This is a genomic window from Bradyrhizobium sp. B124, assembly GCF_038967635.1.
Lineage (GTDB): Bacteria > Pseudomonadota > Alphaproteobacteria > Rhizobiales > Xanthobacteraceae > Bradyrhizobium.
This window is the reverse complement of record NZ_CP152413.1, coordinates 8,780,822-8,799,489: the sequence shown is the minus strand read 5'-3', so window position 1 is coordinate 8,799,489 and position 18,668 is coordinate 8,780,822. Positions and strand designations below refer to the sequence as shown.

The following is an 18,668-nucleotide window of genomic DNA, read 5'->3' as shown; positions in this document are numbered from 1 at the left end:
GGCCCGGCGCCCACCGGACAGTATCCACGTGCAGCAATACATTAATGGAATCGCGTACTACTTTGCGAATATGAGCGGATTACAGCAAATCTGACAAGAACGGCCGTATTTTTCCGGCCTCGAACCGGCCGCTCGCAAGTATTGACGCCGACCTTAGGGCCGCTGCTCCAGGTGCGACCTGAGCTCGTCGATCGAGGCAAACCGCATCATGCCCTCCGGCATCTGCGCCTCTATCGATCCGTCCGAATAGAGCGAATAGGCCATGCCGTCGACGACGCCCGATTTGAGCACGGTCACCGGCGGCTGCTCCTGGGGCGGCGGCGGGTGGCCTGATGACGGCGCCGCGCTGGCTGACTGGGTCTCGCCGAAGGTCGACGGCCGGGGCGTGCGCCGCGGGGCGACATCGACCGACCGCGGCCGCTCGGCCTTCGGCCAGGCATCGTCGAACGTTGCCGGTGCGGGCTCGGCCGCCGCGGCCGGATCAGGACGCAGCTCCGGCGACAGCAGATCCGGCGTCAGCGGCTCGGCCGTACGGCTCTGGGCCCGCTCGCGTTCCTTCCGCGAGGACGAAAACAACAGGTTGCGCCGCTTGGGCGTGGCTTCGCCCTCCGGGGGCGCGCCACCAGGCACGGGCGGCGGCACCTCGCCTGGCGCGCCACGCGAGGGGATTTCGTCGTGCCAAGGCGGCGACGCCGTGGACGCGGATGGCGGGACCGGCGGCGGAGGCGCGGCAACCTTGGGCTCACGCGGCGGCGGGAAAACAGGATCCTCGGGGGTATTGCGCGGGGAAGTTGCAGACGCTGGCGGAACCTCGGCCCGGGCGCCCGCAGCAACGGGATCGAGCCGGGTGGCGATGACCTGGAGTTCCCGGAGGATGGCGGCGAGCGCCAGCACGATCACGCCGGTGCAGACGCCGGTTACGCCCGTCGTGATCAACGCGCCGCCGACGCTGAATTCCTTGTAGGGGATTCCCAAGCCGATCGCCGCCAAGCCCGCCACAACCAGGCCCACGCCGACGATCAACAGACCAACCATCATCGAACTAACCCCCGGGAGACCCGACCGAAAATCGGCGCAGGCCACCAACGCCACGATACCGTCATATTGCCCACACCGCCAACCGCCAATTGTAGACGGAGTTCCCTAAAATCCCGCTTAACCGGGCCTGATGCGCTTCCTGATCGCGGCTGCAACCACGCGCAGGCCCCCGTCTCCCGTAGATTTACTGGCTACGAATTGCTGCCAATATATTGCAATGCATCTGGGAAATTACGCCACAATTACCAATTACTCGGAAACGGAACTGCGCTATGGATGCCGGGGAATGAGGCCCTAAAGCGCCAAACTGGGCCACAGGCACGCCGGTATCACTAGCTATGTCATCGATTACGACGTCTGCCCTCGAGGCGCCTGCACGGCGCTCGGTGGAGAAGACCTGCGACGATCTCGCATTCCTCGTCCTCGGCGTGGTCGCCGTGGTCGCCGGCCTCACATTCCGCGACTACGGTCTGGGCTGGGACGATTACACCCACGCTGAATACGCCGACCTCCTGCTGCGCATGTACGGGTCCGGGTTCAAGGACACCGGCGCGCTCTCGTTCGCCAATCTCTATATGTACGGCGGCGGCTTCGACATGGCCGCAGCGCTGCTGCACAAGGTCATCCCACTCGAATTGTTCGAGACGCGCCGCCTGCTCGGCGCGATCGTCGGCGTGATCGGGCTTGCCGTAACCTGGCGCTTGGCGCGCCGCGTCGGTGGCCCGCTGGCGGGACTGGCGGCCCTGCTGCTGCTCGCGCTGTGCCCGACCTTCTACGGTCACATGTTCATGAATCCGAAGGATGCACCGTTCGCCGTGGCGATGGTGGTCCTGATCATGGGCCTCGTCCGCCTGATCGAGGAATATCCGGCGCCTTCGCCGCGCACGATCCTGATCGTCGGCCTCGGTGCAGGCCTGTCGATCGGCTGCCGCGTCCTTGGCGGCCTCGCTTTGATCTACGCTGTGGTCGGCTTCATCCCGCTCTGGATTGAGGAATTCCGCAAGCAGGGCCCGCGCGAGGCGACCCATCGCTTTGCCCATGCCATCTATGTGCTGCTGCCGGGGCTCGTGCTGGGCTATCTCGTGATGGGCCTGATCTGGCCGTGGTCGATCATGGAGCCCGGCCATCCGCTGGAAGCGGTGACCTATTTCTCGCACTTCTTCGAGAAGCCGTGGAAAGAGATGTTCGACGGCGCGCTGGTCTCGGTGCCGGACATGCCGTGGTCCTATTTGCCGACGCTGTTCGCGCTGCAGCTTCCCGAGGTGCTGCTGGTGCTGCTGAGCGCGGCCGTCATCACCACCTTCATGTCGCTGTCGCGCACCGATGTGGCGGCGAAGCGCAAGTCGATCATGCTGATGCTGACGCTGGCGGCGACGCTACCGCTGGTGATCGCTATGGTGAAGCGGCCGGCGCTCTACAACGGCATCCGTCACTTCATCTTCGTGATCCCGCCGATGGCGGTGCTTGGCGGCGTCGCCTTCGCCCGCGGCATGGACTGGCTCGGCGAGAACCGCCGCGCCTGGCAGCCCGCGGCGCTCGCCGTGTTCGCGTTCGGCCTGCTGCTGCCGCTCAGCGAAATGATCCGCCTGCATCCGTATCAGTACACGCACTTCAACCACATGGCCGGCACGGTGCGCACCGCCGACAATTTCTTCATGCTGGACTATTGGGGCCTGGCGCTGAAGCAGGCATCCGACGGGCTGCGCGAGCAGCTGGCGGAGCGGCAGGAAGTGCCGCCGCAGCACCGCAAATGGAAGGTCGCGGTGTGCGGACCGCAGCGCCCCGCGCAGGTCGCGCTCGGGCCCGACTTCACGATCGGCTGGGACAGCCATGCCGCCGACTTCGCGATGACGCTCGGCGAGTTCTACTGCAAGGGCCTGGCCGCCCCCGTGATGGTCGAGATCAAGCGCGACGACGTCGTGTTCGCCCGCGTCTACGATATCCGCGGCCGCAGTATTTCAAGCCTGCTCGCGATCCCGGCACCGTAACGCGTTTTCGATCGAAGCAGACGCCGGTTCGCGTCAATCAGAGCCGAAAATGCTCTCCCCTATCGCGGCCTTGGAAGATCGATCCTGCGGCTGCCCACCGGCCGTTGCGGTTCGGGTCGTGGGCCGCATGCCGGCATGACTGTCACGCCGTTACGCTGCCTTGCTGCGATCCGGCAGCGGCGCTAGGCTCACGCCAAGCAACAGCCATCAACGGAGCAATCGGCCATGTCCCCAGCGGAAGCGCGCCTGAAGGAAGTCCCGTCGGATATCAGTGCGGCGGAATGGGAGCAGCGGATCAATCTCGCCGCCTGCTACCGGCTGGTCGCGCTCTATGGCTGGGACGATCTCGTCGATACCCACATCTCCGCCCGGGTGCCCGGACCCGAGCATCACTTCCTGATCAACCCCTACGGGCTGATGTTCGACGAGATCACCGCATCCAGCCTGGTCAAGGTCGACCTCGACGGCAACCAGCTCTCGAAGAGCGACTACAGCATCAACCCGGCCGGCTTCACCATCCATTCGGCGATCCACGAGGTGCGCGAGGACGCCGGCTGCGTGCTCCATTTGCACACGGTCGACGGCACCGCGGTGTCGAGCGGCCCCGATGGGTTGCTGCCGCTGAACCAGACCGCGCAGCTCGTCACCCACGACCTCGCCTATCACGACTATGAAGGCATCGCGCTCGACCATGACGAGCGCCCGCGCCTGCAGCGCGATCTCGGCACCAAGAACCACATGCTGCTGCGCAATCACGGCACGCTGACGGTCGGCCGCTCGGTCGCGTCCGCCTTCGAGCGGATGTACCATCTGGAGCGCGCCTGCTCGATGCAGGTGGCGACCCGCGCGCTCGGCGGGAGCGCCTATCCGGTCGACCAGCACGCGATCGACAAGAACACCGAGCTGCTCTCGAACCCCGATCGCGCCGAGCTGCGCTCGACGCAGCTGGTCTGGCCGCCGCTGCTGCGCAAGCTCGACCGCGTCAATCCCGGCTACCGTGATTGAAATTTCACAATCTTCGGGTAAGCTAGCCGCCAACACCCTCTACACGACCTGAATCAAAACGCCGCCCAATTCCGGGCGGCGTTTTTACGTGCAGCATCTCCTTCCGTAGCCCGGATGCAGCGCAGCGCAATCCGGGGCAACGTATCCGCGGATCGACCGTCCCGGATTTCGCTTCGCTGCATCCGGGCTACACGGTCGCTTCGACCGCATCCGGCGTTCGACGCGCCTTGCGCTATTTGGCGTCGGCGAAAGCCGCCAGGATCCGCGCCCAGGAGCGGATGCCCTTGTGGTAGCTCTTGAGGTCGTACTTCTCGTTCGGCGAATGGATGTTGTCGTCGTCGAGCCCGAAGCCGACCAGCACGCTATCGAGGCCGAGCGCGCGCTTGAAGTCGGCGACGATCGGGATCGAGGCGCCGGAGCCGACCAGCAGCGCCTCCTTGCCCCATTCGTCGGTCAGCGCGCGGCGAGCGGCCGCCAGCGGCTTCATGTTCCAGTCGAGCGCGATCGCCGGCGCGGAGGAATGATCGATGAATTCGGCCTTGCAATCCGCCGGCACGCGCGCCTTCACGTAATCGCGGAACGCCTTGCGGATCTTCTCGGGGTCCTGCCCCTCGACCAGCCGGAACGAGACCTTGGCCGACGCCTCCGCCGGGATCACCGTCTTCGAGCCCTCGCCGGTATAACCGCCGACGATGCCGTTGATGTCGCAGGTCGGCCGCGAGGAGACCTGCTCGATCAGCAGCCGATCCTTCTCGCCGGCCGGCACCGACAGACCGATCGGCTTGAGGAAGCTGTCCGGCGTCAGATTGAGCTGCTTCCACTGCGCCAGGATGTCCGGCGGCAGGTCCTTCACGCCGTCATAGAACCCGGGGATGGTGATGTGGCCGTTCTCGTCATGCAGGCCGCCGAGGATCCGCGTCAGCACGCGGATCGGATTCTGCGCGCCGCCGCCGAACACGCCGGAATGCAGGTCGCGATTGGCGGCCTTGATCTTGACCTCGTCATAGACCAGGCCGCGCAGCGAGGTCGTGATCGCGGGCGTGTTCGGATCCCACATGCCCGTATCGCAGACCAGCGCGAAGTCCGCCTTGAGCTCAGCCTTGTTCGCTTCCAGGAACGGCACGAAATTCTTCGAGCCGATCTCCTCCTCACCCTCGATGATGATGGTGATGTCGATCGGCAGCGATCCCGTCACATTCTTCCAGGCCCGGCACGCCTCGACGAAGGTCATCAGCTGTCCCTTGTCGTCCTCGGCGCCGCGCGCGACGATGATCTTGCGCCCGTCGGCATGGTCGGTCACCACGGGCTCGAACGGCGGACGGTGCCAGAGATTCAGCGGATCGACCGGCTGCACGTCATAGTGGCCGTAGAACAGCACATGCGGGCGCCCGTCGGTCGCGCCGTTCAGCTTGCCGACCACGGCCGGATGGCCGGCGGTCGGACGCACCTCGGTCTTGAAGCCGAGGGTTGCGATATCCTTGGCGAGGTGATCGGCAGCCGCCTTGCAGTCATCGGCAAAGGCCGGATCGGCCGAGATCGATTTGATCCGCAGCAGCGTGAACAGCCGCTCGAGACTGTTGTCGAAATCGGCGTCGATGCGGTCGAGGACAGGCTGCAGCTTGGCGTTGGACATCGCTTATATCCTTTTTGTTTGGACATTGCCGACGTTGTAGCGCGCCGGCCGCTGGAGGCAAAGCCGGCTGCCCATTCCTCCGGCCGGATGATCGCGATGCTACCTGCGCAGGATTCCGCCGAGCGCACCGCGCACCAATGCGCGACCGATCGAGCCGCCGACCGAACCACCGACCGATTTGCCGAGATCTGCGACCACGCCGCCGACCACCTTGTCGGTCACCGAGCGCGTGACGTTGCGCGCGATCACCTGTCCGGTCGAGAGCCGGCCGCGCTTGACATTGGTGCCGAAGATCGTGGCGGCGATGGCCCCGATCTGGCCTAGGATGCCGCCGCCTTCGCCGCCCGTACCGCCTGCCGGCGTCGCCGTGCCGGCGAGACGCTTCTGGATGATCTCGTAGGCGGACTCGGCGTCGATCGCGGTGTCGTATTTGCCCTTCACCGGGCTCGCATCCATGATCGCCTTGCGTTCCTCCGGCGTGATCGGCCCGATCCGCGCCGACGGCGGCCGCACCATCACGCGCTCGACCATCGACGGCGTGCCGCCGCCCTCGAGGAACGACACCAGCGCCTCGCCCTTGGCGAGCTCCATGATCACCCGCGCGGTATCGAGCTTCGGATTGGGCCGGAAGGTCTGCGCGGCCGCGGCAACCGCCTTCTGGTCGCGCGGCGTGAAGGCGCGCAGCGCGTGCTGCACGCGGTTGCCGAGCTGCGCCAGCACCTTGTCCGGCACGTCGATCGGATTCTGCGTGACGAAATAGACGCCGACGCCCTTGGAGCGGATCAACCGCACCACCTGCTCGATCTTGTCCATCAGCGCCTTTGGCGCGTCGGTGAATAGCAGATGCGCCTCGTCGAAGAAGAACACCAGCTTCGGCTTCGGCAGGTCGCCGGCCTCCGGCAATTCCTCGAACAATTCCGAGAGCATCCAGAGCAGGAACGTGGCGTAAAGCCGCGGGCTCTGCATCAGCTTGTCGGCGACGAGGATATTAACCATGCCGCGGCCGTCGCGGTCGGTCCGCATGAAATCCTTCAGCGTCAGCGCGGGCTCGCCGAAGAACTTCGCGCCGCCCTGGTTCTCGAGCACCAGCAGCTGACGCTGGATCGTTCCGACCGTCGCCTTGGACACGTTGCCGTAGCCCTGCGCGGCTTTGCGGATCGACGCCAGCGGATCTTCGCCGTCGTCGGCGCCCTTCTTGCTGCTGTCGGGCGCGATCGCATCCAGCAGGGCGCGCAGATCCTTCATGTCGATCAGCGCGAGGCCATTCTCGTCGGCGACGCGGAAGGCAACGTTGAGCACGCCCTCCTGCACGTCGTTCAGATCGAGCATCCGCGACAGCAACAGCGGTCCCATCTCGGTAACGGTGGCACGCACCGGATGGCCCTGCTCGCCGAACACGTCCCAGAACACGGTCGAGAATTGATCGGGCTGGAAGGTCAAGCCCATCTCTTGGGCGCGCTTCAGGATAAAATCCTTGGCCTCGCCGACCTCGGAGATACCGGAGAGATCGCCCTTGATGTCGGCGGCGAAAACCGGAACGCCGGCGCGCGCAAATCCTTCAGCCATGACTTGAAGCGAGACGGTCTTGCCGGTTCCGGTTGCACCGGTGACGAGGCCATGCCGGTTGGCCAGCGCCAGCGTCAGCCAGGCTGTCTCCTCACCTTTGCCGATAAAAATTCGCTCGTCGGTATCGGCCAACTTGTTGTCGGAGGTCGCCATCACTTCGCCTCTTCACGCAAATTTAGATCGTTTCGATCATCGAACCCGGTTCGATGCGTCGAGCCCGGTTCGAAACCTAGAGCCAGGTTCGCTACCGAACCAGTGGCATCATATTGCATCTTGCCGGTCGATTGAAACCGTCAGCGCATGCTGACGTATTTGTCGCTCCCGTAGTTCCTCATATTTTTATTCCCGGCGAGTGACGAAAGGCATTGCGCAATGCGACAAGATGGTGTGAATCCGCCGCTCACTCTTGCAGCGAGGCCACAGTCACGACGCGATCGAAAAAGAAAACGAACTGAAATGCGCGGATCGCTTGTATTTCGTGACACAGGCGCTCAAGATAAATCTTCAAGAACGACCCGGCAAAGTCCGGTTGAGGCGGGGCAAGATGGATGAATTGGTTGGACAGCTGGCCGCGAAGGCCGGCATCGACGGCGCTGTCGCTGAAAAAACCATCGGCATCGTTCTGGGTTTCCTCCGTAACGAGGGACCTTCCGACAAAGTTCAGGCTCTGATCGACCAAATCCCCGGCGCCGAAGCGGCAATCGCCGCCTCCAACAACAGCGGTGGCCTATCGCGGTTGATGGGCGGCGGCCTGATGGCTGTCGGCACCCGGCTGATGGCGCTTGGCCTGAGCATGGGTGAAATTCAAAACGTCGCGCGTGAACTTTTCAGGTTCGGCCGCGACAAAATCGGAGCGGATCAAATGGGCGAGATCATCTCGGGGACGCCGGGCCTCAGCCAGTTTGCCTGAAGCACTTTCCCAACGCCCCTGCGCGCGCTCCCTTCTACCTGTTACCTGCATACGAGTATCATGACATACCCCCTCTCCGAGATCGAAGGCCTGTCCGCCTATTGCGCCACCAAACTGAAATCGCAGGGTATCCGCACGACCGACGCATTGCTTGAAGCCGCCCGCACCGTCAAGGGACGCAAGGCGCTCGCCGCCAAGACCGGGATCAGCGAACAACAATTGCTCGAATGGGCCAACATCTCCGACTACATGCGGATTCCCGGCATGGGCAAGGCGAAGGTCGGGCTGGTCCGCGCCGCCGGCGTCACTACCGTGCGAGAGCTCGCGCAGCGCAACCCGTCGCGGCTGGCGCAGAGCATGAAGGACGCCAATGTGCGGCGTAAGCTCGTCCGCGTGATGCCGTCAGAGAAATCGGTCGAATTGCTGATCGAACAGGCACGCAAGCTGCCGCTCAAAATCACCTACTAGCATTACTATTGGCCTGCCTTGACCGCGCCCGCGGTCGCCGGCGCCGGCCATCATCGCCACACCTTGACTTGCCGCTGCGGTCAGCGCAAAGCCTGCGCATGATGGCAACCAGGCTCATAGCATCGGCGGTGACCGGCCCGGCCGCATCAGCGGTGCTGCCGGCGCTGCTGTCGAGGCCCTATCCGGCGGTGATGGGTATCCTGAACGTGACGCCGGACTCGTTCTCCGACGGCGGCCAGTTCATCGCGCCCGAACAGGCGCTGGCGCAGGCCCGCAGGCTGATCGCCGAGGGCGCGGACATCATCGACATCGGCGCGGAATCCACCCGCCCCTACGGCTCGCAGCCGGTCACCGCCGAGGCCGAGATGGCGCGGCTGAAGCCGGTGCTGGCCGAGGTGGTCGCGCTCGGCGTGCCGGTCTCGATCGACAGCATGAAGTCGGAGGTCGTGGCCTGGGCGCTCGACCAGGGCGCTGCGATCGCCAATGACGTCTGGGGCCTGCAGCGCGACGCCGGCATGGCGCCGCTCGTCGCCGCGCGCGGCGTGCCCGTGATCATCATGCACAATCGCGAGCAGGCCGATCCGGCGATCGACATCATGCAGGACATCGCCGTGTTCTTTGAGCGCTCGCTCGAGATCGCAACGCGCGCCGGCATTGCGCCCGACCGGATCGTGCTCGATCCCGGCATCGGCTTCGGCAAGACGCCGGAGCAGAGCATGATCGCACTGGCGCGGCTTGCCGAGCTCAACGCGTTCCGCCTGCCGGTGCTGGTCGGCGCCTCGCGCAAGCGTTTCATCAGCACCATCGTGGCCTCGGAGCCGCAACAGCGGATCGGCGGCTCGATCGCGGCGCATCTGATCGCCGCGCAGCATGGCGCCCGCATCATCCGCGCGCACGACGTCGCCGAAACCGTTCAGGCGCTGCGGGTGGCCGCGGCAATCGAGGGACAGCAATGACCGACACGATCTTCATCACCGGGATCGTCATCCATGCCCGCCATGGCGTGATGGAACATGAGACCGAAGTCGGGCAGCGCTTCGTCATCGACCTCGAGCTCTATACCGACCTCTCGGAATCCTCGCGCACCGACCGCCTCTCCGACACGGTGTCCTATTCCAACGTGGTGGCGACCGCGACGTCGGCATTCAAGAACACCAACTACAAGCTGCTGGAGCGCGCCGCCGGCGCGGTAGCCGATGACATCCTGACCACCTTCCCGCGCGTCAGGGCGGTCAAGGTCACCGTGCACAAGCCGCATGCGCCGATCGCCGCGATCTTCGACGATGTCGGCGTGGTGCTGACCCGCTCGCGGCATCCGCCGTCCCAGAGTTGAACGCCCAAGGTTGAACGCTGATGGCTGACGTCCTGATCGCACTCGGCGGCAATGTCGGCGACGTCCGCACGACGTTTCGCAAGGCGATCGCCAATATCTGCGGCATGACGCAGGCCGCGCTCGTGGCGCGCTCGTCGGACTATTCGACGCCGCCCTGGGGCGAGCAGCAGCAGGACAGCTTCATCAATGCCTGTATCGAGATCGACACCAGCCTCGATCCGCATGCGCTGCTGTTCACGCTGCACAAGATCGAAAGCAAGTTCGGCCGCGACCGCAAGAACGAGCAGCGCTGGGGACCGCGCACCCTCGACCTCGACCTGATCGCCTATGACGACGTCACACTCGACAAGCCGGAACTGACGCTGCCGCACCCGCGTTTGTTCGAGCGCGCCTTCGTGCTGGTGCCGCTGGCCGAGATCGTTCCCGACCGCGTCATCGCCGGGCGCCGCGTCGCGGATGCGCTGGCTGGGGTCTCGACGGACGGTATTTTCCGTCTAGCGGACCTCGATTAAAAAACGCACGACCTCAAACAACCGTTTGGCTTGGCCGCCCGCCCGTGGCAATTTCCGGCCAAATCAAGGGACCCCGTCGCGGGGCCGATGAAGGACGATTTGGGCGGATGACGACCTCGACTGACGATTTGGCTCTGGCTTCGGATTTCGCACCGGCGACCTATGACGACTGGCGCAAGCTGGTCGACGGCGTGCTGAAGGGCGCGCCGTTCGAGAAACTGGTCGGCAAGACCTATGATGGCCTGAGGATCGATCCGATCTATCGCCGCGCGACCAATCTGAGCCCGCTTCCCGGCCGCGCCGCCGCCACTCCCTGGCAGATCCTGCAGCGGGTCGACCACCCCGACGCCGCAGCGGCCAATGCGCAGGCCTTGCAGGATCTCGAGAACGGAGCGACCGGCCTCGAATTCGAGTTCGCCGGCGGTCCCGGCGCGCGCGGCTTCGGTCTTTCGGATGCCAGCAAGAAGACGCTGGCGCGGGCCTGCGGCGGCGTCCATCTCGATGCCGGCATCATGATCGCGCTCAACCCGGTGATCGGACGCGAGAACGCCGGCGAGACGTTTGCCGACATGGTCGAGGCCCGCAAGCTCGATCCGGCCAAGCTCGACCTGCATTTCAATTACCAGGCGCTCAGCACGATGGCCGTGCGCGGTGCCGCGGCCATCGCCTGGCCCAATTACGAAAAGTCGTTCGGCCAGGTGGTCAACGGACTGATCAAGCGCGGCTTCAAGGGGCCGTTCGTGCTGGCCGATGGCCGGCCGGTGCATGATGCCGGCGGCTCCGAGGTGCAGGAACTCGCTTTCACGCTCGCGACCGGGCTCGCCTATCTGCGCATGCTGGAAGCCGCGGGGCTCGACCTCGATGCGGCGCGCGCAGCCGTGTCGTTCCGGCTCAGCGCCGATGCCGACCAGTTCCTGACCATGGCGAAATTCCGCGCGCTGCGTCGCCTCTGGGCAAGGATCGAAGAGGCCTGCGGCCTCGCGCCGAAGCCGATCTTCGTCAACGCGCAGACCGCCTGGCGGATGCTGACCCAGCGCGATCCCAACGTGAACATGCTGCGCGCGACGATCGCGACCTTTGCGGCCGGGCTCGGCGGCGCCAATGCGATCACCGTGCTGCCGCACACGCTGGCGCTCGGCCTGCCGGACGATTTCGCCCGCCGCGTGGCGCGCAACACGCAGCTCGTGCTGCTCGATGAGTCCAACCTTGCCAAGGTCTCCGATCCCGCGGCAGGCGCCGGCGGGATCGAGACGCTGACCGCGCAGCTTTGCGAGGCGGCGTGGACGCTATTCCAGGAGATCGAGAAGGCCGGCGGCATCTTCACCGCGCTCGAGCAAGGGCTGCTGCAAAACAAAGTCGCCGCGACGCGGGCGCAGCGCGAAGCCAATGTGGCGAAGCGCCGCGACGTGCTGACCGGCGCCAGCGAATTTCCGGACCTGCACGAGGCGGTCCTCGCAGTGCTGGATGTGAAGCCGGCGGCGCCGGTGTCCGCGGCAGGTGCCAAGGTCACCTTCGACGCCCTCGCGCCGATGCGGCTCGCCGAACCGTTCGAGGCGCTGCGCGACAAGTCCGACGCTGCGCTGAAGGCGCGTGGCGCGCGGCCCAAGATCTTCCTCGCCAATCTCGGCACGCCAGCGGATTTCACGGCCCGCGCGACATTTGCAAAAAGCTTCTTCGAGACCGGCGGGATCGAGGCCATCGACAGCGAGGGCTTTGCCGACGCGGCCGCGCTTGCCGCGGCCTTCAAGGCCTCGGGCGCCGCGATGGCATGCCTTTGTTCCGCTGATAAGGTCTATGCCGCCAGCGCCATTGAGGCCGCCAAGGCCCTTCACGGCGCCGGAGCAAGGCATATCTATCTGGCAGGGCGACCCGGCGACCAGGAAGCGGCGCTGCGGGCGGCCGGCATCGGTGAGTTCGTCTTCGCCGGCGGTGATGCGCTGGCGACATTGCGCGACGCCTATCGGCGGATGGAGCAGGCATGACGGCAGAGACACCAGCGAAACCCGTTCTGACCGGCGGTTGCCAGTGCGGCGCCGTGCGCTTTGCGGTGTCCGCGGCACCGAACCGCGTTAGCATCTGTCACTGCCGGATGTGCCAAAAGGCCTCTGGTGCGCCGTTCGCCTCTTTCGCCGACATCAACAAAGAGGATTTCGCCTGGACCCGGGGCAAGCCGGCGGCGTTCAAATCCTCTTCGATCGCCGAGCGCGACTTCTGTGCCGCCTGCGGCACGCCGCTCAGCTTCCGGCGGATCGACGGTCCCCGTATCGAGATCATGACTGGCGCCTTCGACCGGCCCGACCGGGTGATCCCGACGCAGCAATTCGGAACCGAGTCCCGCCACGGCTGGGTGGTCGGCATCGCCAATCTGCCGAGCCAGACCACGATGCAGAATTACGGACCGGAGAAGATGGCGACCATCGTCAGCCATCAGCACCCGGACCATGACTAAGGAAGCCAAGGAATGACCCGCATTCCCAATTTCGCCGATGTCGCCTTCCAACCCGTCGCCGCGGCGATGCCGCCAGCGAGCACCGAGCCGTGGCTGACGCCCGAGGGCATTCCGGTGAAGTCCGTCTACGGCGAGGCCGATCTCGAAGGCATCGACTTTCTCGAGACCTGGCCGGGCATCGCGCCTTATCTGCGCGGCCCCTACCCGACCATGTATGTCAACCAGCCCTGGACCATCCGGCAATATGCCGGCTTCTCCACGGCGGAGGACTCCAACGCCTTCTATCGCCGCAACCTCGCGGCCGGACAGAAGGGCCTGTCGGTCGCGTTCGACCTCGCCACCCACCGCGGCTATGACTCGGATCATCCGCGCGTCTCTGGCGACGTCGGCATGGCCGGTGTCGCGATCGATTCCATCTACGACATGCGCACGCTGTTCGCCGGCATCCCGCTCGACCAGATGAGCGTGTCGATGACCATGAACGGCGCCGTGCTGCCGATCCTCGCGCTATTCGTCGCCGCCGCCGAGGAACAGGGCGTGCCGCCGGAGAAGCTGTCGGGCACCATTCAGAACGACATTCTGAAAGAGTTCATGGTGCGCAACACGTACATCTATCCGCCGACGCCCTCGATGCGGATCATCTCCGACATCTTCGCCTACACCTCGCAGCGGATGCCGAGATACAATTCGATCTCGATCTCCGGCTATCACATGCAGGAAGCCGGCGCGACGCAGGACCTCGAGCTCGCCTATACGCTGGCCGACGGCGTCGAATATCTGCGCGCCGGGCTTGCCGCGGGCCTCGACGTCGACCGCTTCGCACCGCGGCTGTCGTTCTTCTGGGCGATCGGCATGAACTTCTTCATGGAAGTCGCCAAGATGCGCGCCGCGCGACTGCTGTGGGCCAAGCTGCTGAAGCAGTTCAACCCGAAGGATCCGCGCTCGCTCAGCTTGCGCACGCATTGCCAGACCTCGGGCTGGTCGCTGACCGCGCAGGACGTGTTCAACAATGTGATGCGCACCACCATCGAGGCGATGGCGGCAACCCAGGGCCACACCCAGTCGCTGCACACCAATGCGCTGGACGAGGCCTTGGCGCTGCCGACCGACTTCTCGGCGCGGATCGCCCGCAACACGCAGCTGTTCCTGCAGCAGGAAAGCGGCACCAACCGCATCATCGATCCCTGGGGCGGCTCGTACTATGTCGAGCGGCTGACCCGGGATCTCGCGGCCAAGGCCTGGGGTCACATCCAGGAGGTCGAGGAACTCGGCGGCATGGCCAAGGCGATCGAGGCCGGCGTGCCGAAGCTGAGGATCGAGGAAGCCTCCGCGAAAACCCAGGCGCGGATCGATGCCGGGCGCCAGGCGGTGATCGGTGTCAACAAGTTCAAGCCGGAGAACGAGCGGCCGATCGACGTCTTGAAGGTAGAGAACTCCACCGTGCGGCGGCTGCAGATCGACAAGCTGGCGCGGCTCAAGAAGGAGCGCAACCAGAAGGACGTCGATGCGGCGCTCGCCGCGCTGACCCGCTCGGCGGGCGAAGGCAACGGCAATCTGCTGGCGCTGGCGATCGACGCCGCGCGCGCCAAAGCCACCGTCGGCGAGATTTCAGACGCGATGGAAAAGGTGTTCGGCCGCCACCGTGCCGAGATCAAGTCCATCACCGGCGTCTACAAGCGAGAGGCAGCGGCCATGTCCAACAAGGTCGAAAAGGTGCAGGCGCTGATCGACGCCTTCGAGGAAGCCGAGGGCCGCCGCCCGCGCATCCTGGTGGCAAAAATCGGCCAGGACGGCCATGACCGCGGCCAGAAGGTGATCGCATCCGCCTTCGCCGATGTCGGCTTCGACGTCGATATCGGGCCGCTGTTCGCAACCGCCGACGAAGCCGCGCGGCAGGCGGTCGAGAACGACGTCCACATTCTCGGCGTCTCCTCGCTCGCCGCAGCCCATCTCACCGCGGTGCCGGAATTGAAGGCCGCACTGAAGAAGCACGGCCGCGAGGACATCATGATCATCATCGGCGGCGTGGTGCCGCCGCAGGATTACGACGCGCTTTATGCGGCCGGCGCCGAGGCAATCTTCCCGCCGGGCACCGTGATCTCGGATGCCGCCGAGGAGCTGATCCACAAGCTCAACACGCGGCTCGGCCACAGCGAGGCGGCGGAGTAGCGCTGCCGCATTCGCCCTCCCTCACTCGGAGTTTTCATGCGCGCCGCTCGCTCGATGACGCCTGCCCGCATCATGGGCCTTGCCGGCCTGCTGGCTTGCCTCTGCCTCCCTGCGCGCGCCGCCGATCCCAAGCCCGACGCCACGATCAAGAACGCGAGCATCGAGGCCAACGTCTATCTCGACGACAAGATCAAGGCAGATAGCGCGCTGGCGGCCGATTGCCTCGCCGAGGGCCGGAAATGGATCGACAAGAACGCCGCGGAGGCGGCTTCCGCGCGCAAGGACGAGCCTGAGCTCTTCAAAGACCGCGGCGGCTATTCATTCGAACGCAAATATTCGGTGCGCTCCGTCGTCGACGGCCGCTATGTGAGCGTGCTGCGCGACGACTACATGGACACGCTCGGCGCGCATCCGAACACCGACGTCAACACCATCCTGTGGGATACGACGGCGAACAAGCGCATCAGCATCCGTCCCTTCTTCACCGAGACAGCTGACAACGGCCCTACCCTGACGGCGATGCGCAACGCGATCGTCTCAGCGCTGAACGCCGAGAAGAAGCGGCGCGGTGCCGGCGAGACCGCAACCGCCGAGTGGTACAAGGAGCTGAAGCCGACCCTGCTCAAGATTGGCGCCGTGACGCTCGCGCCATCGACCGTGTCAGGCAAGAGCTCCGGCCTCAACTTCCACTACCCGCCCTATGCCGTCGGCCCCTACGCCGAAGGCCAGTATGTCGTCTTCCTGCCGTGGGAGACGCTGAAGCCGTATCTGACGGCGGAAGGCGCGAAGATCTTCGGCGGGGCAAGGCCGAAGGCGGACGCGGACGATCAGCCGCAATAGCCGCTTCAGCAGGGGCCTCAGCCTTGCTGACGCGCCAGCGCTCTGACGAGGGAGCCGGTCCAGTCCGGAATCCAGGCCTGGAACTGGCTGTGCCAGCGATCGGCGTCAGCAGGCGCCGTGTCGAGCTTGACCGACCATTCGATGAAGGTGCGATTGCCTTCGACGACCGGCAGCAGATGCATCGTGCCCTCGTAATGGGTCGGCTGCGGCGCGTCCGAACCGGCATCCGCCAGAAACGGCAGCGGCTCGATGCTGGCATAGGTCAGCGAATGCTGCGTGTCCGAGTGGCCGGCAAGGCGTTGCCTGACCCAGAGCCCGAGATAGCAGAAGCGCCTGACAGCACCGATCTGGTCGCCGCGCTTGTCGTCCTCGATCACGCTTTCGCTGACGCCCTCGATATAGGCGGGGTAATTGTTGAAGTCGCGGATCAGCGACCACACGGTATCGAGCGGATGGTCGAGGACGGTGCTGTAATAGGCTCGGGTCATGGCAGGCTCCGGATGTTGGTCCGCAGTGATGCGGAACGGGCTCTGATCAACCGCACGGCGGCGGGCGCGCCCACCCGATTTCCGATCTCGCGATTGATCGGGGACGAGTGCGGACTCCGCCCTCGCCTGCAACCGGCAGCCGTTGTAAACCAAGGCCATGACCTCGCCGAAGCCCGCCTCTCCCGACATCCACGCCCTCGCCAAGCAGCTCCGCGCCGGCCACCGCGCCGCGCTGGCGCGGGCGATCACGCTGGTCGAGAGCCGGCGCGGCGATCATCAGGCGGCGGCGCGTGAGCTGGTGCAGGCGCTGTTGCCCGACACCGGCAAGGCGGTGCGGGTCGGCATCACCGGCTCGCCCGGCGTCGGCAAGTCGACCACCATCGATGCGCTCGGCATGTTCCTGATCGAGCGCGGTCACAAGGTCGCGGTGCTGGCGGTCGATCCCTCCTCGGCGCGCACCGGCGGCTCGATCCTCGGCGACAAGACGCGGATGGCGCGGCTCGCCGTCTCCGACCAGGCCTTCATCCGCCCCTCGCCGTCCTCGGGCACGCTCGGCGGCGTCGCGGCGAAGACCCGCGAGGCGATGCTGTTGTGCGAGGCCGCAGGCTTCGACGTCGTGCTGGTCGAGACCGTCGGCATCGGGCAGTCCGAGACCGCGGTTTGCGACATGACCGACTTCTTCCTGGCGCTGATGCTGCCGGGCGCCGGCGACGAGCTGCAAGGCATCAAGAAGGGCCTCGTCGAGCTCGCCGACATGATCGCGATCAACAAGGCCGACGGCGACAACCTCAAGCGCGCCAACCTCGCCGCCGCCGATTATCGCAGCGCGCTGCATATCCTCGCGCCGCGCTCCGAACACTGGCATCCGCCGGTCGAGACCTATTCGGCGCTGACCGGCGCCGGGCTCGACCGGCTCTGGCAGAAGATCCTCGACCACCGCACCGCGATGAACGCCTCGGGCGAATTCGAGGCCCGCCGCCGCGAGCAGCAGGTGAAGTGGATGTGGTCGATGCTGGAAGGCCGGATGATGGCGCGGCTGCGCTCGGACGCTGCGATCCGCGCCAGGGTCAAGAAGATGGAGACCGAGGTCGCCGGCGGCCGCATCTCGCCCGCGGTCGCCGCCGAGCAGATCGCGGAGATGCTGCATTGAGCGGCAATCTGCGCATCCTCGTGACCGGCTTCGGGCCGTTCCCGGGTGCGCCGTTCAACCCGACCATGGCGCTCGTGAAGCGGCTGACCGGGTTGCGCCGGCCGGCCTTCGACAGCGTCGTGCTGACGAGCCACATCTTCGACGTCACCTACGCAGCCGTCGATCGCGAATTGCCCGAGCTGATCGCACGACATCGCCCGCAGGCGCTGTTGATGTTCGGCCTCGCCGGCCGCACCTCGCACCTGCGGATCGAAAGCCGCGCCCGCAACGCGGTGACGACGCGCTTCCCCGATGCCGGCCGCCAGCACGCGCGCAAGGGATCGATCGCAGGCGGCGCCGATGCGCAGGTGTTCGGGCCGCACAGCGAAAAGCTGCGGCGCGCCGCGCTGGCCACCGGCATCGATGCACGGATGTCGCGCGATGCCGGCAGCTATCTCTGCAACTATCTGAGCTGGCGCGCGATCGAGGCCGTCGACGACGACAACGAGTTACGCCTCGCACAATTCGTCCATGTTCCGCCGCTCGCCCATGACGGCACGGCCGCATCAGGCAAATCATCCATCACGCTGAAAGCGCTCGTCGATGCCGGCGAAGCCATGCTGCTGGAGCTGGTGAAACTGACGCGGCACGCCGCACGCGCGTGAGCGCGGACAGACCTCGAACAGCTTTTCATCGATCTTGCAACGAACGGCTAACCACACGGCAACGGCTGCCCCGCCAGGCATGGGAAACGTCGATCAACCAGTGATAGCATGCGCCTCGTTGGACCTACCAAAGGGAACTGCCGTGGCCGGAACGACCAAAACTCGCTCTTGGATTCTGTTGGTTGCGATCTGGGTCGCGCTCGTCGGTGCTCTCCTCGTATGGTTCACGTTCATGAATAAGCCGGGCGGCGGTTCACCGTCTTGGGTGATCGGTCTGATTGTGTCCTGGTTGCCGTTCCTGGTGCTGATGGGCTTCTGGCTGTGGATCTCACGCAGGAGTTACCGCACATCATCCGGAACAAGTTGGGTCGATCTCTATGAGCAGCAGGTCGCAGAATCTCAGCGCACGAATGCGTTGTTGGAGAGGATCGCGACGGCTCTGGAAAAGCCGTCTGCGGGCTAGCTCGGACACTGG

Annotated in this window: 18 protein-coding genes; 14 read left to right on the top strand and 4 right to left on the bottom strand. The window is 65.5% G+C overall.

The annotated features are described in order from the left end of the window. Positions 1-153: 153 nt before the first annotated feature. Complete coding sequence (locus AAFG13_RS41040; protein ID WP_342710525.1) at positions 154-1,038, bottom strand: DUF308 domain-containing protein; 885 nt, start codon at positions 1,036-1,038, stop codon at positions 154-156. A 338-nt stretch (positions 1,039-1,376) separates the two neighbouring features. Here AAFG13_RS41040 and AAFG13_RS41035 point away from each other — a divergent pair, with 338 nt between their 5' ends. Beyond that, entirely contained in the window at positions 1,377-3,026 is a 1,650-nt protein-coding gene (locus AAFG13_RS41035; protein ID WP_212311061.1) for a glycosyltransferase family 39 protein, read from the top strand. A gap of 225 nt (positions 3,027-3,251) precedes the next feature. Further along, entirely contained in the window at positions 3,252-4,031 is a 780-nt protein-coding gene (locus AAFG13_RS41030) for a class II aldolase/adducin family protein (protein ID WP_173641786.1), read from the top strand. Positions 4,032-4,263: 232 nt separating this feature from the next. Here AAFG13_RS41030 and AAFG13_RS41025 read toward each other — a convergent pair whose 3' ends face one another. Beyond that, positions 4,264-5,664 (bottom strand): M20/M25/M40 family metallo-hydrolase, encoded by a 1,401-nt coding sequence (locus AAFG13_RS41025; RefSeq protein WP_342710524.1) that lies wholly within the window; start codon positions 5,662-5,664, stop codon positions 4,264-4,266. A 99-nt stretch (positions 5,665-5,763) separates the two neighbouring features. Next, a complete protein-coding gene (locus AAFG13_RS41020; RefSeq protein ID WP_212311064.1) occupies positions 5,764-7,383 on the bottom strand; it encodes a helicase HerA-like domain-containing protein in 1,620 nt (539 codons plus the stop codon). A 391-nt stretch (positions 7,384-7,774) separates the two neighbouring features. On the opposite strand from AAFG13_RS41020, the gene AAFG13_RS41015 reads away from it, so the two are divergent. From AAFG13_RS41015 to AAFG13_RS40975, 9 genes are all read left to right on the top strand, one after another. Continuing rightward, positions 7,775-8,140, top strand: a complete 366-nt coding sequence (locus tag AAFG13_RS41015; RefSeq protein ID WP_092127034.1) for a hypothetical protein — start codon at positions 7,775-7,777, stop codon at positions 8,138-8,140. A gap of 60 nt (positions 8,141-8,200) precedes the next feature. Next, positions 8,201-8,608, top strand: coding sequence for a DUF4332 domain-containing protein (locus tag AAFG13_RS41010; RefSeq protein ID WP_092125172.1), 408 nt, complete (start codon positions 8,201-8,203; stop codon positions 8,606-8,608). A gap of 101 nt (positions 8,609-8,709) precedes the next feature. Then, positions 8,710-9,564 (top strand): dihydropteroate synthase, encoded by an 855-nt coding sequence (gene folP / locus AAFG13_RS41005; protein WP_342713512.1) that lies wholly within the window; start codon positions 8,710-8,712, stop codon positions 9,562-9,564. After that, positions 9,561-9,941, top strand: coding sequence for a dihydroneopterin aldolase (gene folB, locus AAFG13_RS41000; protein ID WP_092125171.1), 381 nt, complete (start codon positions 9,561-9,563; stop codon positions 9,939-9,941). Before folP ends, folB begins: the two co-directional genes overlap by 4 nt. A 20-nt stretch (positions 9,942-9,961) precedes the next feature. Continuing rightward, complete coding sequence (folK, locus tag AAFG13_RS40995) at positions 9,962-10,453, top strand: 2-amino-4-hydroxy-6-hydroxymethyldihydropteridine diphosphokinase (RefSeq protein ID WP_212311066.1); 492 nt, start codon at positions 9,962-9,964, stop codon at positions 10,451-10,453. A 107-nt stretch (positions 10,454-10,560) separates the two neighbouring features. Beyond that, positions 10,561-12,435: a methylmalonyl-CoA mutase family protein gene (locus AAFG13_RS40990; RefSeq protein WP_342710523.1), complete on the top strand. Its 1,875-nt coding sequence runs from the start codon at positions 10,561-10,563 to the stop codon at positions 12,433-12,435. Then, a complete protein-coding gene (locus AAFG13_RS40985) occupies positions 12,432-12,902 on the top strand; it encodes a GFA family protein (protein ID WP_212311068.1) in 471 nt (156 codons plus the stop codon). Before AAFG13_RS40990 ends, AAFG13_RS40985 begins: the two co-directional genes overlap by 4 nt. Before the next feature lie 12 nt (positions 12,903-12,914). Further along, on the top strand, positions 12,915-15,071 hold the full coding sequence (gene scpA / locus AAFG13_RS40980; RefSeq protein ID WP_342710522.1) for a methylmalonyl-CoA mutase: 2,157 nt from the start codon (positions 12,915-12,917) through the stop codon (positions 15,069-15,071). Positions 15,072-15,143: 72 nt separating this feature from the next. Next, positions 15,144-15,911, top strand: a complete 768-nt coding sequence (locus tag AAFG13_RS40975) for an RsiV family protein (RefSeq protein ID WP_342713511.1) — start codon at positions 15,144-15,146, stop codon at positions 15,909-15,911. Between the two features lie 17 nt (positions 15,912-15,928). On the opposite strand, the gene AAFG13_RS40970 is transcribed toward AAFG13_RS40975, so the two are convergent. Further along, positions 15,929-16,399 carry an SRPBCC family protein gene (locus AAFG13_RS40970; RefSeq protein WP_342710521.1) on the bottom strand — a complete coding sequence of 157 codons (471 nt, stop codon included), beginning with the start codon at positions 16,397-16,399 and terminating at the stop codon, positions 15,929-15,931. Between the two features lie 157 nt (positions 16,400-16,556). Between AAFG13_RS40970 and meaB the strand changes: the two genes are divergently transcribed. The 3 genes from meaB (at position 16,557) to AAFG13_RS40955 (ending at position 18,656) form a co-directional block, all read left to right on the top strand. Next, positions 16,557-17,549 (top strand): methylmalonyl Co-A mutase-associated GTPase MeaB, encoded by a 993-nt coding sequence (gene meaB, locus AAFG13_RS40965; protein ID WP_212311072.1) that lies wholly within the window; start codon positions 16,557-16,559, stop codon positions 17,547-17,549. After that, positions 17,546-18,193, top strand: a complete 648-nt coding sequence (locus tag AAFG13_RS40960; protein ID WP_212311073.1) for a pyroglutamyl-peptidase I — start codon at positions 17,546-17,548, stop codon at positions 18,191-18,193. The genes meaB and AAFG13_RS40960 overlap by 4 nt, the downstream gene beginning before the upstream one ends. 142 nt (positions 18,194-18,335) lie before the next feature. Further along, positions 18,336-18,656, top strand: coding sequence for a hypothetical protein (locus AAFG13_RS40955; protein ID WP_342710520.1), 321 nt, complete (start codon positions 18,336-18,338; stop codon positions 18,654-18,656). Positions 18,657-18,668 lie beyond the last annotated feature (12 nt).